At 57.9% G+C, this 14,296-nt stretch carries 15 protein-coding genes; 4 read left to right on the top strand and 11 right to left on the bottom strand.

What is annotated here, in order from left to right; all coding sequences use genetic code 11:
• The first annotated feature begins 26 nt into the window (after positions 1-26).
• The gene (locus BKN05_RS06285; RefSeq protein ID WP_005324747.1) at positions 27-473 is read left to right on the top strand and encodes a PaaI family thioesterase; all 447 of its coding nucleotides are present in this window, start codon (positions 27-29) and stop codon (positions 471-473) included.
• Here the strand turns inward: BKN05_RS06285 and BKN05_RS06290 are convergent.
• Both BKN05_RS06290 and BKN05_RS06295 read right to left on the bottom strand, forming a co-directional pair.
• Positions 470-1,636, bottom strand: coding sequence for a saccharopine dehydrogenase family protein (locus BKN05_RS06290; protein WP_239274277.1), 1,167 nt, complete (start codon positions 1,634-1,636; stop codon positions 470-472). The two genes, BKN05_RS06285 and BKN05_RS06290, sit on opposite strands and share 4 nt — an antisense overlap.
• A 23-nt stretch (positions 1,637-1,659) precedes the next feature.
• A complete protein-coding gene (locus tag BKN05_RS06295) occupies positions 1,660-2,733 on the bottom strand; it encodes a magnesium and cobalt transport protein CorA (protein ID WP_049378129.1) in 1,074 nt (357 codons plus the stop codon).
• Positions 2,734-2,841: 108 nt separating this feature from the next.
• Between BKN05_RS06295 and BKN05_RS06300 the strand changes: the two genes are divergently transcribed.
• Complete coding sequence (locus tag BKN05_RS06300; RefSeq protein ID WP_049378130.1) at positions 2,842-3,444, top strand: class I SAM-dependent methyltransferase; 603 nt, start codon at positions 2,842-2,844, stop codon at positions 3,442-3,444.
• On the opposite strand, the gene BKN05_RS06305 is transcribed toward BKN05_RS06300, so the two are convergent.
• From BKN05_RS06305 to BKN05_RS06320, 4 genes are all read right to left on the bottom strand, one after another.
• The gene (locus BKN05_RS06305) at positions 3,441-4,976 is read right to left on the bottom strand and encodes a bifunctional hydroxymethylpyrimidine kinase/phosphomethylpyrimidine kinase (RefSeq protein WP_284788651.1); all 1,536 of its coding nucleotides are present in this window, start codon (positions 4,974-4,976) and stop codon (positions 3,441-3,443) included. The two genes, BKN05_RS06300 and BKN05_RS06305, sit on opposite strands and share 4 nt — an antisense overlap.
• The gene (gene thiE, locus BKN05_RS06310) at positions 4,969-5,598 is read right to left on the bottom strand and encodes a thiamine phosphate synthase (protein WP_284788649.1); all 630 of its coding nucleotides are present in this window, start codon (positions 5,596-5,598) and stop codon (positions 4,969-4,971) included. The genes BKN05_RS06305 and thiE overlap by 8 nt, the downstream gene beginning before the upstream one ends.
• Positions 5,599-6,411 carry a hydroxyethylthiazole kinase gene (thiM, locus tag BKN05_RS06315; protein WP_239274273.1) on the bottom strand — a complete coding sequence of 271 codons (813 nt, stop codon included), beginning with the start codon at positions 6,409-6,411 and terminating at the stop codon, positions 5,599-5,601. It abuts the gene before it with no gap.
• 244 nt (positions 6,412-6,655) lie between these two features.
• Positions 6,656-7,999, bottom strand: a complete 1,344-nt coding sequence (locus BKN05_RS06320) for an NAD(P)/FAD-dependent oxidoreductase (RefSeq protein WP_286688239.1) — start codon at positions 7,997-7,999, stop codon at positions 6,656-6,658.
• A gap of 233 nt (positions 8,000-8,232) precedes the next feature.
• Between BKN05_RS06320 and BKN05_RS06325 the strand changes: the two genes are divergently transcribed.
• Positions 8,233-9,546 carry a class I SAM-dependent methyltransferase gene (locus BKN05_RS06325; protein ID WP_239274272.1) on the top strand — a complete coding sequence of 438 codons (1,314 nt, stop codon included), beginning with the start codon at positions 8,233-8,235 and terminating at the stop codon, positions 9,544-9,546.
• Between the two features lie 26 nt (positions 9,547-9,572).
• On the opposite strand, the gene BKN05_RS06330 is transcribed toward BKN05_RS06325, so the two are convergent.
• The 4 genes from BKN05_RS06330 to BKN05_RS06345 all read right to left on the bottom strand — a co-directional run bounded on the left by BKN05_RS06330 (position 9,573) and on the right by BKN05_RS06345 (position 12,807).
• Positions 9,573-10,481: a Dyp-type peroxidase gene (locus tag BKN05_RS06330; RefSeq protein ID WP_286688240.1), complete on the bottom strand. Its 909-nt coding sequence runs from the start codon at positions 10,479-10,481 to the stop codon at positions 9,573-9,575.
• A 1,100-nt stretch (positions 10,482-11,581) separates the two neighbouring features.
• A complete protein-coding gene (locus tag BKN05_RS06335) occupies positions 11,582-11,746 on the bottom strand; it encodes a hypothetical protein (protein WP_286688241.1) in 165 nt (54 codons plus the stop codon).
• A 14-nt stretch (positions 11,747-11,760) separates the two neighbouring features.
• A complete protein-coding gene (locus BKN05_RS06340; RefSeq protein WP_225746960.1) occupies positions 11,761-12,462 on the bottom strand; it encodes a YceI family protein in 702 nt (233 codons plus the stop codon).
• 3 nt (positions 12,463-12,465) lie between these two features.
• Positions 12,466-12,807 (bottom strand): hypothetical protein, encoded by a 342-nt coding sequence (locus tag BKN05_RS06345; RefSeq protein ID WP_034655353.1) that lies wholly within the window; start codon positions 12,805-12,807, stop codon positions 12,466-12,468.
• A 130-nt stretch (positions 12,808-12,937) separates the two neighbouring features.
• Between BKN05_RS06345 and BKN05_RS06350 the strand changes: the two genes are divergently transcribed.
• Positions 12,938-13,321, top strand: coding sequence for an RNA polymerase-binding protein RbpA (locus tag BKN05_RS06350; protein WP_023021567.1), 384 nt, complete (start codon positions 12,938-12,940; stop codon positions 13,319-13,321).
• 78 nt (positions 13,322-13,399) lie between these two features.
• On the opposite strand, the gene BKN05_RS06355 is transcribed toward BKN05_RS06350, so the two are convergent.
• Positions 13,400-14,293 carry a polyprenol monophosphomannose synthase gene (locus BKN05_RS06355; RefSeq protein WP_286688242.1) on the bottom strand — a complete coding sequence of 298 codons (894 nt, stop codon included), beginning with the start codon at positions 14,291-14,293 and terminating at the stop codon, positions 13,400-13,402.
• Positions 14,294-14,296 lie beyond the last annotated feature (3 nt).

Here is a 14,296-nt window from a genome sequence, read left to right on the forward strand (position 1 = left end):
GGCATCAATGGCTAGGCTGGTGGACTATGTCGGATACGCAGAAACTCAATGACTTGCTCCACCTCGCGCATACGCGAGTGCTCAACGCAGAAGAACTGGAGTCTCTCAATGCCTTAAACGGCGGCCTTGCAGAATTGCTAGGACTGCAGTTCACCCACGTGGGCCCGCGCGAGGCCCGTGCGAAACTGCAGGTGCTGCCGGAGCATCACCAACCTTGGGGAGTAGCCAACGGCGGGTTGTATTGCTCCATCGCAGAAACCGTGGCCTCCATTGCCAGCGTGGCGGCTGCCGACGCCCCCGCAGTCGGCGTCAATAACTCCAGCGACTTCATTCGCTCCACAGGCGAAGGCGAGTTAGAAGCCGTGGCCACGCCGGTGCAGCTAGGCGGCCGCACCCATGTGTGGAGCGTCGAGATGCGGCAAGGCCGCGAGCTTATCGCCCGCACCACCTTGCGCACTATGATTCTGCGCTAGTTCATCCGAGCGGCGGTAAAAGACATGCCGTGGGCGGAAAGCCGCTGCAGATAGGGCTTTCCAAGTCCGGTGGCCGGGGTGAGTACGCCGCCTGCGCGGCTAGTACCGGAGCGCGAATCGAGCAAGCAGAGCGCAGCCTGGCTCAGCATCATTGCGGTGACTTCATAGCCCGGGTCGCCTTGTGCCGACACGGTGGCTCGCCAGCGTTGGCCATCTTCGGTAATGCCGTGGTGGCTGACCTGGAAATGTGCGCCGTTAGGTCCGGGGGTGGGCAAGACCTTTTCCACTAGTGGGCGCAGGCGCGACTGAGTGCCATCAAAAAGTAGCTTGGTGGCGAGCGCCAGCCCATAGGCGCGGGCGCGACCGGGAAGACCGGTGCCAGCCCACCATGCTTCCTTGTAAAACAGGCGTGTGCCCCACGCGCGCCCGAGCAGAGCGTTAGAGCGGCGCACCACGCGGGTATTGAACATGGACATGAAAAATGGTCCTACCCAGCCCACGCCGTCGACTTCTTTGATTTCGAAGTCATTCTGGAGACCGTCTAAGCGTGGCCCGGCCTTGGGATCCGGGTCCAGTGAGTAAGGATTATGCAGGTTGCGGGCTACATCTTTATCCGCGTGCGCGGCATGCGAGACCTGCAGGGAAGACTCGATGGTGCCTGGTGAGATTCCGCCTTTGAGCTTATCGACGACCATCTGCACCCGTGCAAACGGCTTTCCTGCCGCCTGGTAGAGATTGAGCATGCCAATATCCGAAGGGACGGAATCAAAGCCGCAGGAGTGAACGATGCGCGCACCCGTGGATTGGGCGGTGGCGTGGTGGGAATCGATGCTTCGGCGAATAAAGGGAACCTCACCGCAGAGGTCAACATAATCTACGCCATGGCGCGCGCAGGCGGCAACGACGTGGCCGCCATACAGGCTGTAGGGTCCGACCACGGTGATTAGTACCTTGGTATTTTCCACCATGTGCTCCACAGCGTCGGCATCATCGGCGGCGGCGATGGCGATGTCCCAGTGCTGATTGAGTTCATCGCGCAGCGCGGCTAGCACCGGTCGGTTCCGGCCGGCCAGAGTCACAGAGGGCGCGTTAATCGAGGCAAGGTAGCGCGCCACCAATTGGCCGACCAGCCCGGTAGCGCCGTAAACAGTGATATCGCTCATAGTGCACGAGCGTACCGGAGGGATTAAAGCCAGTGGTTCTTTCGGAACCAAGCCCACAGGCCTACCACTACCAAGATCATAATGATAATCGCCATGGGGTAGCCCAACGCCCAGTGCAGCTCCGGTATGATGTCGAAGTTCATCCCGTAGATACCTGCCACCAGGGTAGGCGCGGCCCACATACCAACGACCGCGGAAATCGTGCGCATGTCGGAGTTCTGCTGCATGGTTACCTTGGCTACCGAGGCGTCGATAAGCGAAGTAAGACGCTCATCGAAGCTGGAGACTTGGTCCTTGACCACAAGCTCATGGTCGTTGACATCGCGCAGGTAGGAGCGCAATTGTTTGGAAATTAAATCCTTGTGGTCAGAAACCATGGACTTCAGCGCCACTGAGAGCGGGTCAATGGCATGCTTCATCTCCAGCACCTCACGCTTAAACATGTAGATGCGGTCCACATCAAACTTGAGGTTCGGGGTGAAGATTTCTTCTTCCAGCTCATCGACTTCGATGCTGATAAGGCGCGAAATCTCCGAATAGCGGTCCACCATCATATCCAGGATCTTCCAGGCCATGGCCACCGGGCCAAGCTCCACTAAGTCCTGCTCATCTTCCACGGTATAAGCCAGGTTGGGCAGCTTTGCGCCGTGGCGCACGGTGATGATGAAGTTGGAGCCCATGATCATCTGGATCTCACCGGTGGAAATGATCTGGCGCTTATCCGTGACCTCATCGTGATCGCGGTAGTTCACGGAACGCGCGACCACGAAGAGCTGATCATCGTAACGCTCGAGCTTAGGGCGCTGGTGGGCCATAACGGCGTCTTCCACGATAAGTTCGTGGATGCCGAACTGGGAGGCCACTTTGGTCATTTGGGACTCGTAGGGCTCATGGAGGCCCACCCAAATGAATCCGCGGCCGTATTCCTCTATGGCTTCCAGCGCGGAGCTGGTGGAATACTCCCCGGGAAGCGCCTCGCCATCCACAAAGACGCGGCAATGTTCGATGGCGCGCTCCGGTGGTACCGCCAGGGAAGTGGGCTTACTAGGAGGCTCGGATTTCTTGCGGCCCCTAAAGGGTGAAGGTACGGATGGCATCTTTTCAGCCTCCTTTGCGCGGTAGTGCGGGTATTTTCCCAATGGGCAGGCGGCGATTTTACGCAGCGGGTAAATCTTACACCGAAGTCGGGTAATATAATCGAATCTATGCCTACGTGGAAAGAAGTAACCGAAGCTAATCCCGAGCACTCCCATAACTTTGCCCGCAAATGGAAGGTGCTTGCCGCACAGGGCAAAGATATCAATGGCGAGGCCCGGCTTATCGACGCCATGGTGGAGCGCAACTCCACCATCCTTGATGCCGGCTGTGGCACCGGCCGCGTCGGCGGCGAGCTGCTTCGCCGTGGCCACAGCGTTGTGGGCGTCGACGTAGACTCCATTCTCATCGAGCACGCTGAGCACGATTTCCCAGAGGGGCAATGGTTCGTGGGAGATCTGTGCGAGGAAGAGGTGCCAGAAGGCCCCTTTGATATCGCCGTATCTGCGGGCAATGTCATGGGCTTTCTAGCGAAGGACGGCCGCGAACCCGCGCTGCGCAATATCTATAATTCCCTAAAACCAGGCGGTCGCCTCGTCAGCGGCTTTGGCGAGGGCCGTGGGTGGGAATTTGCTGATTTCCTCGACATGGCGCAGAAGGTGGGCTACCGAGTCGACTTCACTTTCTCCTCGTGGGACATGAAGCTCTTCTCGGAGCATTCCACCTTCCTCGTCGCCGTTCTGTCGCGCCCTGGTTCGGACTTGCTGGCCTAGAAGCGCCTATCGGCTTGGTCGAAGAAGTCGACCTCATGGTGGCTGGCGGTGATATAGGCGCGCTCGGCCCGCAGGCGGGTGCGCTCATCCGCCTCGGAGAGAGCTTGTTCGACGATGTCGAGGCTAGCGCGAACCCCGTTAAGGAAGTCCTCGCCACCGTACATGGAGAGCCATGAGTGATAGGGGTGTTCGGGGGAATCAAATTCTGCGAGGTGGAGGCCTACTTCTGCATATAGCCAGTAGCAGGGCAGTACCGCCGCAGCGCCCACCACGTAGTCATCCGTGTGCGTCGAACGGATCAGGAAATCCGTATAGGCGCTAGTTACCCGGGAGGCTGCAGTCGTAATATCGCTCTCGAGCCAGCCGCGGTGCAGCTCCGCCTCTACCGCCAAGCAATCATGCGCTCCCTCAGCCCAGTGCAGTTGCTGTGCCGCTTCTGGGGCTTGGCTGGCGAGGCGAGCCAACGCCTTGGAGTAAGCATTCAGGTACTGGGCATCTTGGTCGAGGTAGAAGCCAAAGGCATCCTTCTCCAACGCTCCCGTTCCCAAGGCCCGAATAAAGGGCAGCGCCTTGATTGCCTCCCAGTGATCCCCGGCTAGGTTCCACAGGCGTTGCGTATGCGGGCCGGCTGCGGGAACGCGGGGCTGGTCGACGTTTGCCGGTTCTACCAGGTTGCCGGATAAGTACGGCTGGGGCAGGGTAGACGCCGCCTGCATGAGACGCTGCGAGCGGTGCAGGTGGTCCACGGGCCCGTGTCCCTTGCCCACGTGAAGCGCATCCGCATGGGCAATGGCCTCGTGCAGCCACTGGGTGGACCACGTTAGAGCTGCCGCGGGGCTATCACCGGCTCCCAGGCGGGTGGCTAGGGCAGAGGAAAGGGAACAGCCAGTACCATGCGTATTCTTCGTGTCCACTCGGCTTGCAGCAACGCGGTGCACGGACCCATCCGCATTGACCACCGCATTATCGGCGATGTCACCATCGAGATGCCCACCCTTGACGACGACCGCGGTATTAGCAGCCTTTGCCCACTCCTTTGCCGTGGCAATGGCCTCTTCTAGGTCGCTCGCCTCGTTCGTGTGAGCAAGGACTGCCAATTCTTTTAAGTTCGGGGTGATGAGATCCACCTGGGAGCAGAGATCGCGTACGGCCTGTTCTGCTTCCTCTTCCAGCAGGCGATCTCCGCTGGTAGCCACCATGACCGGATCAAGTACCACGGGAACATCGGCCGGCAGGCGGCGCAGGAAGGCTGCGACCTTGGCGGTAATGGCGGCGTCGGCAAGCATGCCAATCTTTACCGCATCAATCTCCACATCGTCGATGACGGAGTCTAGCTGCTCCTGCAGAAAGTCCACCGGTGGTACGTGGACACTGCGGACACCCTGGGTGTTTTGAGCCACCAACGCCGTCACGACGCTCATGCCGTAGCCGCCTGCGGCAGAGATGGACTTCAGATCGGCTTGAATTCCTGCTCCGCCGGTGGGATCAGTACCGGCAATGGATAGTACTCGGGGATAGATGCCTTTAGCCATGGAAAGCCTCCTTAAGGTGGGCGGCGACTGCTGCGGGGTCCTCGGCCGCCATGATGTCGCTGACTACGCAAATTCCGGCAAACTCGCTGCCCGCCAGCTCGTGCGCATTATGGGTCTTGATTCCACCGATGGCGACGGACTCGATGCCACGCTCATGTGCGGTGTGAGCGAGTGCTGCGGCCGTAGCCGTACCCATGCCGGCTGGGGCGTTTTTCTTCGTTGCAGTCGAATGCACGGGCCCGATGCCGATGACGTCTGGGCGAGCATCGTCCGCAATAGCAGCAAGCTCCTCGTTACTGCCGATGGATAAGCCAATAAGCTGTCCCTCACCCAGCTTCTCTCGGGCTTCGCGAAAAGCCATATCATCCTGCCCAATGTGCAGGTGGCAGCCGAGCTTTGCTGCCACCTCGACGCGGTCATTGATGACTAGCGGGACATCGCCCAGTACGTCAAGCAATTCGCGTGCGGTGCGCTCGATCTGTTCATCGCTAGCTTCCTTGTCCCGGAGCTGGACAACGGTAACACCGCCGCGTACAGCCTCCTGCACGATGGGGACCACGTTGTCTCGCCCGCCAGCCAGATCTGGATCGGTGACCAGGTAGAGCGTCCAGTCAATAGCCACTTAAACCTCCTCCACATCAGTGAGCTTGACTAGGCCCTCGATATCCGCGGTTGGAACATCGTAGAGCGCATCCAGCCAAGCAACGGCAAAGGAGCCGGGGGCGTGGTGCTTCTCGGCGGCCACGCTTCCCGCCGCACCAACGTGCGCGTGGGCGGCGATGATCGCTTCGAAAGGATCCTCCCACGCGGCCAGATATGCGGCGCAGATAGCACCGAGGGAACAGCCAGTACCGATGACGTTTTGGAGCATCGGGTGCCCTGATTCGAGGTAGACGGCACGCGTTGTAGCGCCGACGTGGACGATAAGGTCTCGGGGGCCGGAAATGGCCACGACGGCGCCGGTATCCCTGGAAAGTGCTACTGCCGAATCCAGGGCGGCTTCCACGCCATCGGTAGATTCGACTCCTCGGCCGCCCCGTCCGGTTCCTGCGAGGGCAATGATTTCTGAGGCATTGCCACGGATCGCGCCCGGGCCAAGTGGCAGCACCTCGCGCATGAAGTCGGTGCGGTTACTCAGGCCGCCGGCGCCTACCGGATCGAGTACCCAGGGGGTGTGCGCGGAGTTCGCCCCAGTGATGGCCTCGCGCATGCCGCCGTATTGCTCTGAGCTGGGCGTACCGCAATTGATGAGTACGCCGCTGGCTACCTGCGCAAATTCGCGCGATTCCTCTGGCGTATCGACCATTGCCGGGCTAGCCCCGATGGCCAGCAGGGCATTGGCGGTGACGTTGCTGACGACCTTATTGGTCAAACATTGAATAAGCGGCGTGGACTCGCGCACAGCGTCGTGTGCGCGCAGAAAAGCATAATCCACAACTATCCCTTCGCTAGTTCTAACTGAGTGCAGGTTCGATGGGTATTTCTCAGCCGCACCGTGTGTGGCACCCCATGTTGCGTGTCTCAGCCTAACAAAGGTCACGGAAACTATGTGCGAAAACCAGCGTCCGGGTATCCAGTTGTGGAATCGCCGGCGCTAATAACGGGTAGTCCAGGAAAATAAAAATCGCCGCCCGCAGCCTGCGTGCAGCAGGTGGGGCGGCGATGCGAGCGAGGAGATATTACTTCTCGTTCTTGTTAATGATATTGCGCGCGATGCGCTGCTGGGTGGTGATTTCCAGATTGCCGCGGTCGCGGGAAAGGATATTGGTTGCCCAGTTAACCAGCACGGCCAAACGGCTGCGCAGACCAATGACGTAGGTCAGGTGCAGGCCGAGCCATGCTACCCAACCTGCAAAGCCACCGAATTCGGTCTTGCCCAGCTTAACGACGGCGTTGAAGCGCTTGACGATGGCCATGGAGCCCTTGTCGAAGTAGTCGAAGGCTTCCTTCTCATTAGCGGTAGATTCCTCATCCACCTTGGCCTGAATGAGCTTAGCGACGTGCGCGCCACCCTGGATTGCAACCTGTGCCAGACCCGGCAGGCGGTTGAGGGAGATCATGTCACCGACCATGTAGACGTTATTGTGCTCGCCTACGGTTAGGTCCTCGTTGACGGAGACGCGACCTGCGCGGTCTGCCTCGACACCAGCCTGCTCTGCAACCATCTTGCCCAGTGGGGAAGCGGCCACACCGGCGGACCAGATCTTGGTAGCACCCGTCAGGGTGGTCGCTTCCTCGGTCTTCATATCCTTGTAGGTGACAGTATCCGCGGTTACGTCGGTCACCATGGCGTTGAGGTGAACCTGTACGCCTTCCTTTTCCAAGGTGCGCTGCGCCTTGCGGCCCAGGCGCTTGCCAAATGGTGGCAGTACCTGTGGGGCGCCATCGAGCAGGTAGATCTTGGCGGAGGTGGTGCCGTAGTTGGAGTAGACATCGTTGAGGGTACGGTTTGCCAGTTCGGCAATCTGGCCGGTGAGCTCAACGCCGGTTGGGCCAGCACCAACGATGATGAAGGTGAGCAGGCGCTCGCGCTCTGCGGGGTCGTCAGTAAGCTCAGCCTTTTCAAACGCCGAGATGATGCGGGAACGCAGCTCCAAGGCATCGTCCAAGGTTTTCATGCCAGGGGCGAACTCGGCGAAGTGGTCGTTGCCAAAGTAGGACTGACCGGAACCTGCGGCGACAACCAGGGAGTCATAAGCATAGGTGCGGGAGAACTCGTCCTGCTCGGCGGTCACCGTCTGATCCGCCAGATTGATATCAGTTACCTCAGCGTTGACGAAGTGGACGTTGTCCTGATCACGAAGCAGCTGGCGGGTGGAAGGGGCAACCTCACCGGCGGAAATCATGCCGGTAGCTACCTGGTACAGCATCGGCTGGAACAGGTGGTGGTTCTTCTTATCGATGAGGGTGATTTCCACATCGGCGTTCTTCAGCTTCTGAACGGTGTTGAGACCACCGAAGCCGGCGCCAACCACGACGACGTGGTGGCGGCCACCGTTGGGGCGATAAGGGGTATCAGTCATGGATTTAATGCTACCTTCCTTAAGAAAGCTAATGTTTAGTACCCATACAGTCTAAACACTTCAAACAGAACGCGCATACTTAATGACTGATAAACTTCCGCCGCTGCGTTGCAGACTCCGTGGGAAGAACCGGCGCGGCTGTACGGAGCGCCTAAAGCGGGGTGCGCACAAAGCTGACTAAGGTTGTTCCGGATAGTGACTTCCTCCGCCCACCAAGGAGCGCACCTGGCATTATGTCTTTTACCCGCCCTGAGCATTTGAGCTCTATCGATGCAGAATCCTGGCCCAATGTGGCTACGGTTCCCGCACCTCGTTGGCCTGGAATGAAAGCCCGCCGGGCAGAGGCTGAATTTGCCAAGGCCTGCGATGATGCCGGTCTAGAACTTGACCTAGAAGCTGAAGGTGGACCAGATCTCAAGGTGGGGCATGATGCCTTGTTTGAGCGCATTGCCGCTAGCGGTTGGCTGGGATTTGCGGAAAGTTATATGGCAGGAGAGTGGACCGTCACCTCCTCCTCGCAGCTGGTAAAGGTGCTCGGCCGCCTATTGGGAGCAGGCTACCTCCCCAAGGCCAAAATGCTTGGTACTGGTAAGTCGGAGCCAGGGGAGCTGCCACTGGAATTGGTTCGGCTCTATGCCGGCGATGGATTAAGCCATGTAGGTGGGATTTTTTCCAGTGGCGTACCGACCACCATTAGGGAAACGGTGGAAAGCTATAGCCCCAAGGCCGGCCGCAAGGAGCCGAAGAGCCACTTCGTCGATGTCACGACGCTGAGTGAGCCCACGAGTGTGGATAGGGATGACCTAGGAGATGCGCAGCGTCGCGCGGCGGATTGGCTGCTTGACGTCACCCGTACCGGCGCCGGAACCCATCTGTTGGTATACCCGGCTGCCGGAATGCAGCCGGCGATGCGGGCGACTAAGCGGCGCGCTACGGTAGACGTTTTGACCAGTGATGTGGACCAAATGAGCCATATGCGCGAGGCCCTCGTACTAGAGGGGGCGGACGATTCCATCCATATCGAGCGCATTCCCGACGTCGTCCCGAACCCCAAGCAGTGGCACGGTCACTATGACGCCATCGTCACCGTAGAAAAGGTAGAACAACTCAGCGCTAGTGAGCGCAAAGAGTACATTCGCGCAGTCGACCGGTTCTTGACGCCTAATGGGCGGGCAGGAATCCAATCCATCGTGGCGACCGAGTCGATGACGGAGGCCGGTAAGGCCTCGCTTCAGGCCTTGCGAGCCTATGTGTGGCCGGGGTTGGACTATCCACGCACCACGGAGATGCACCAGCTAGTAGATAAGAACTCCAATTTGCGCATCGTGTCCGAAACTCACGTGGGCACTCATTATTTGGAGTCCCTGCGTCAGCAGCGTTCCTTTTTCGACGGGCACCTGCGAGAGGCAGCGGCCGCTGGGTTCGACCCAGTCTTCCGCCGCTTGTGGACCTTCCAATTTGCCCTCCGCGAGGCCCTTATGACGCTCGGGATGATTGACTCGGTGCAATTTGGGTTGGCCCACCGCAATCGCGGGGGACGGCGTTAGGCGGCCGGCCGTTAAGCGGGTGGCCCTTAGGCCGGCGGCAGCTCGTCGAAGTTCTTCATCAGATCCGCGCTGGGCACAAAGAAATTGGTGCCTGTAAGCGCGGTGGAGAAGTCCAAGATACGGTCGTAGTTTCCCTCCGGCTTGCCAATGAACATATTGCGCAGGCGCTCCATTACGTTTTCTGGATCCTTGGCATAGCCAATGAAGTAGGTGCCCATCTCACCCGCGGCGAAAGAGCCGAAGACCATGTTCTCGCGGTAAATATCTTCCTCTAAGTCGTTGAGTGCGACGTGGGAATTTGATGGCTTAGTGTCATCGTCCAATTCGATATCGTCGGCTTTGGTGCGCCCGATGACCTTCTCTTGTTCTTCAGTGCTTAGCTCATTCCACTTGGCAAGGTCATGGATATATTTTTGAACGGTGACATAGGAGCCGCGGGGGTAGTCGGCGTCATCGCCAAGCAGCACAGTATCTAATGCCTCTTCGGCAAGGGGATTGGCGGTGCCATCCACAAAGCCCAGCAAGTCGCGCTGATCCAGGTACTTGAAACCTTGGGTCTCATCGATAACCGTTGCGGCTTCACCGAGCTGATCGAGAACATGGCGGGCCATCTCGTGGCACAGGTCATAGTTATTTGCGCGGAAGTGGAGAAGAATATCACCTGGCGTGGCCGGGGCCTTATGTGCGGCATCGATTGCCTCAAATTCCTTCAGGCGTTCAGGCATAGGTGCGCTGGTCAAACGTGGCCACATGGAGGCACCAATGCCGACTACGGTATAAAGCTCGCCCTCGTTATAGCGGAAGTTTACGGATTTAAACAGTCCGGCAAACCCCGTGAGCATATCGCGGGTGGCTTGCTCGCCGCCGTCCTTGATTTCAAGGACAAGAAAGAGAGCTGCGCGGGAAGGCTTATCTACTACATGCTGAATCGTCATAACATCGATTCTACGCACCCTTTAGTGGCCAGGTCCGTTCGCTGGCTTGGAATCGCCACTGATAGAGACCTGCTTGGCCTTTGTATGCGCTAGTGTGCATTTTAGTTGAAAAATAACCGATAGCCGGGTGAGAAGATGTTGACATGGATATGAAGAAGCAGAAGAAGCGCCGCGCGGATATTCGTATTGTTTGCGCGGAAAGACGATTCATATGATGAGTCTTTTGCAGGTGTTGCGCTGACGCGCGCTCAAGAAAAAGCGATGGGACAATGTGTAGACCGCTCAGGGGTAACCTGTTGGACTGAAGAGGCACACCTGCGTGGGTGGAAAGGTCCACTGGATGTAGAACACCATCCGGAAGTGGTTTATATCGTATTTAGCGGTGGACACGCGCAGGGATCGGATCCGTCGAGCTCTGAATTCGATCCAGAGCTTAAGGCCGCATGTGCTACGAGAGGCCTAGCCGAAAAAGAAGTCATCCGCCGTATGAGAAATGACGAGAGCTCAATTGTCGTGAAGGAATGGCACATCTGGGAAGCTTCATTCGGGCGCGTGTTGTCAGGAGCGAACGACAGAAGCGAGGTGCAGGTATCGATGTATGGAGTCAGGAACCAACAGGGGGAATACCACCCCTAGTTAAAATGACATAATGTACATTATCGGACAATTACGGATATCTAGAGGACCTTCATGTGTCGCCCTCAATCCTCAATCGCGCCCGGACGCTAACACATCTTCCCGGCCCATCTATTGGGCCCCGATTCAGCTTCGTTAAACCTCCGCGCGATATTACAGCGCTTTGCTTGGCGACGTCCCGCGGTCTCTGCCGCGCCACCCGTCGGCCGCTGGCCGCCAGCCTCAGGCACAGGTATCGATTCCGGCTGTAGCTGATTGGAGTTCGGATTTGCGGCTGCAAACCCCATCTGCCTTTGGGGACTTCTTCATTCCGGGGTCATCCGTTGGCGGCGGTGTTTCGCTTAGCGATCGAAAAACCTGATATCGGCCGAAAATAGGTCCTACTAGCGGGACCAACTACACCACTATATAAAGTCACACTGACGTTAATCGAGGAAGTGCACCCCAACGCCGTGAAGGTCTAATTAGCGATTCCGGTAGGCGCTCCACAGCTGCCAGGTAGTCAACAGCGCCAAAAGGACCGAGATGGCCACAATGACCCACATCTGTTGAACGACTACGAAAATAGTAAAGCCGATGACGACGATGAGGCGCAGCCACATAAACGGAGTAATCTGACGGGAATTCACAGGTTAAGCCCTCGTTAGTTCTTCTCGAAGGAAATGCGGAGATTTACCTCGCCGTTTTCCTCGACCTTCGCGGCGAGCATCTCCGGGGTCTCCACGCCATAATCAAGACGATTAACTGGCACGGTGCCGCCGATGACGATCTGATCGCCATCGCGAAGAACGTCGAAGTCTTGGGAAATCTCGTGCGTTTCATCCTTGATAGTCAGATCTCCGGTGAGCTTGACTGTGCCAATGGAGCCGTCATCCGGGACATCGGCAAGCGAGGCCGGCTTAGTCAGCTCAAAGGATGCCTCTGGGAAAAGCTGAGTCTCAAAGAGCTTGGACTTCATGTTCTGATCACGGACCTTTTTATCCGTGGTCAGTTCATCCATATCAACGGTGACCGTGGCGGCTTTCAAGGTGGAATCAGAAATATCCGCCTGGCCGGTTACCTCCGTGGTTGAACCCGATGTGGTGGTCTTTTCCGCAGGTAGAACCTCATTAAAGGTAAAACCAACCGAGGTATGGTTATTAGCACGGCCCTTGGCTACCTCCCAGGTGCCATCGAGCTCCGTTGATGCGGCCTTTGCGCCGCCGGCGGAAACTGGTTCGGTCTTTACTCCGGCGCCTTTGAGGAGCGAATACACCATCGGGCCAATGGCTACGGCGGTGAGCAACACAATCAGCACCACAAAGATGGTGATGACGAGCTTGCGGTTATAAAAAAGCTTTTTCATCTTCTATCGAAGTCCTTCTAGGCGTCGCGCCAGGGCAACAAGCTCTTCGCACAAACCGGCAAGCTCCTGCGCACTAGCGCCTTCCTCCGCGGCGGTATTGATATCTTCTGCGGAACAACGTAGTTCAAAAAGTCCGTCGCGCAAACTCTCTGCCTTTTCTGGAGTAAGGATGACGGCATTGGCGGGAATCCCCGTGCCACTGACGTTATTTCTTTGCTCATAGGCACGCTGCTTACAGGAGGCGCTGCAAAACTTCCGTGGCCGTCCCCTACCGCCTTGGTCAATGTCCTTCCCACACCATTGGCAGGAACCGACGTTGCGTTCACGACTAGCTGTACGGATCACCCGATACACTTTAGTCCATTTTGGGCGGGCTGGGAACAAAGACGCGTGGGTGTTCGTTATAATTAGTAGCTCTTAGGCGAAGTTTTGCTTCGCACTCAATCAGGGATCTCTTTGAAAAGGATGATGTTGCATGGCAGATCGCGTACTCCGTGGCAGCCGTATGGGCGCAGTCAGCTACGAAACCGACCGCGACCACGACCTCGCACCGCGCCAGATGGTGAAGTACCGCACCGAAGACGGCGAGATTTATGAGGTGCCTTTCGCGGATGATGCTGAAATCCCTGAAGAATGGATGTGCAAGAACGGCAAGCTGGGCCACCTGGTAGAAGGTGAAGGCGTTGAGTCTAAGCCCGCTAAGCCACCACGCACCCACTGGGATATGCTGCGTGAGCGCCGCTCCATCGAGGAGCTCGATGAGCTGCTTGAAGAGCGCATTAACCACCTGCGCTCCCGCCGCCGTTCCGCAGCCCGCCTCCTGAAGGAACAGCAGGAGCAGCAACAAAAGAACTCTTAAAGTTCTACGTTAGCAAAAGGCCCGTACCTCCCTAGTCTGGCTAAGGGACGGTACGGGCCTTATGCGTTGCGGTGGCGCTTACTTCTTCAGTTGCGTAATCTGGTGCTTTGCCAGATGGCCGATCTCGCTGGCGAAGTCAGACACCCAGCCGGCGCCCTTGCGAGCTTGAACGCCTAGGTCATGAATGGAGCCGTCCTTGACTTCTCGGTTGACCAACTTGGATACGGCGTCACTGAAGTCCTGCAGCTGCTCAGCGCGATGAGCAACGCCCCACTTGGTGACCTCGAGCAAGGAATCCTTCACGAAGGAACCATCAAGCTTAGATTCGCCATATTCGCGCTCGGTAAAGGTAATGGGAACCTCGCGGACGTCAAAGCCGGCCTTGACAGCACGGAAGGCCAGATCCACCTGGAAGATGTAGCCGGCCTTGGACAGTTCACCAAAATCTATAGACTCGAGGAGTTCGCGGCGGAACGCACGGTAACCAGCGGTCATATCGGACAGGCCAGCGCCCAGCGCGACGGAAATGTAGATATTGCCCAAGCGGGACAGGTACTCGCGGGATGCTGGCCAGTTGACGGTCTCGCCACCCGGAATATAGCGGGAGCCGATAACTAGGTCCGCGCCCTTGTCCACCTCTTCTAACAGCATGTGAAGCTGTTCTGGGGCGTGGGAGCCATCTGCATCCATCTCGCACAGCACTTGGTAGTCGCGCTCCAATCCCCATTCAAAGCCGGCGATATAAGCGCCTAGTAGGCCGCCTTTGCCCTCGCGGTGAAGAACGTGGATGTGGTCATCTTGCGCTGCGAACTCATCGGCCTTGTCACCAGTTCCATCGGGAGAGTTGTCGTCCACGATAAGGATATGTACCTCCGGGATTGCCGCGCGGACGCGTCCGGTGATAAGAGGCAGATTTTCGATCTCGTTATAGGTCGGGATGATGACCAAGGTTGAGGATTCAAGCGTGCTCACAGT

This window comes from Corynebacterium sp. S5S1, from assembly GCF_001913985.1.
GTDB lineage: Bacteria > Actinomycetota > Actinomycetes > Mycobacteriales > Mycobacteriaceae > Corynebacterium > Corynebacterium marquesiae.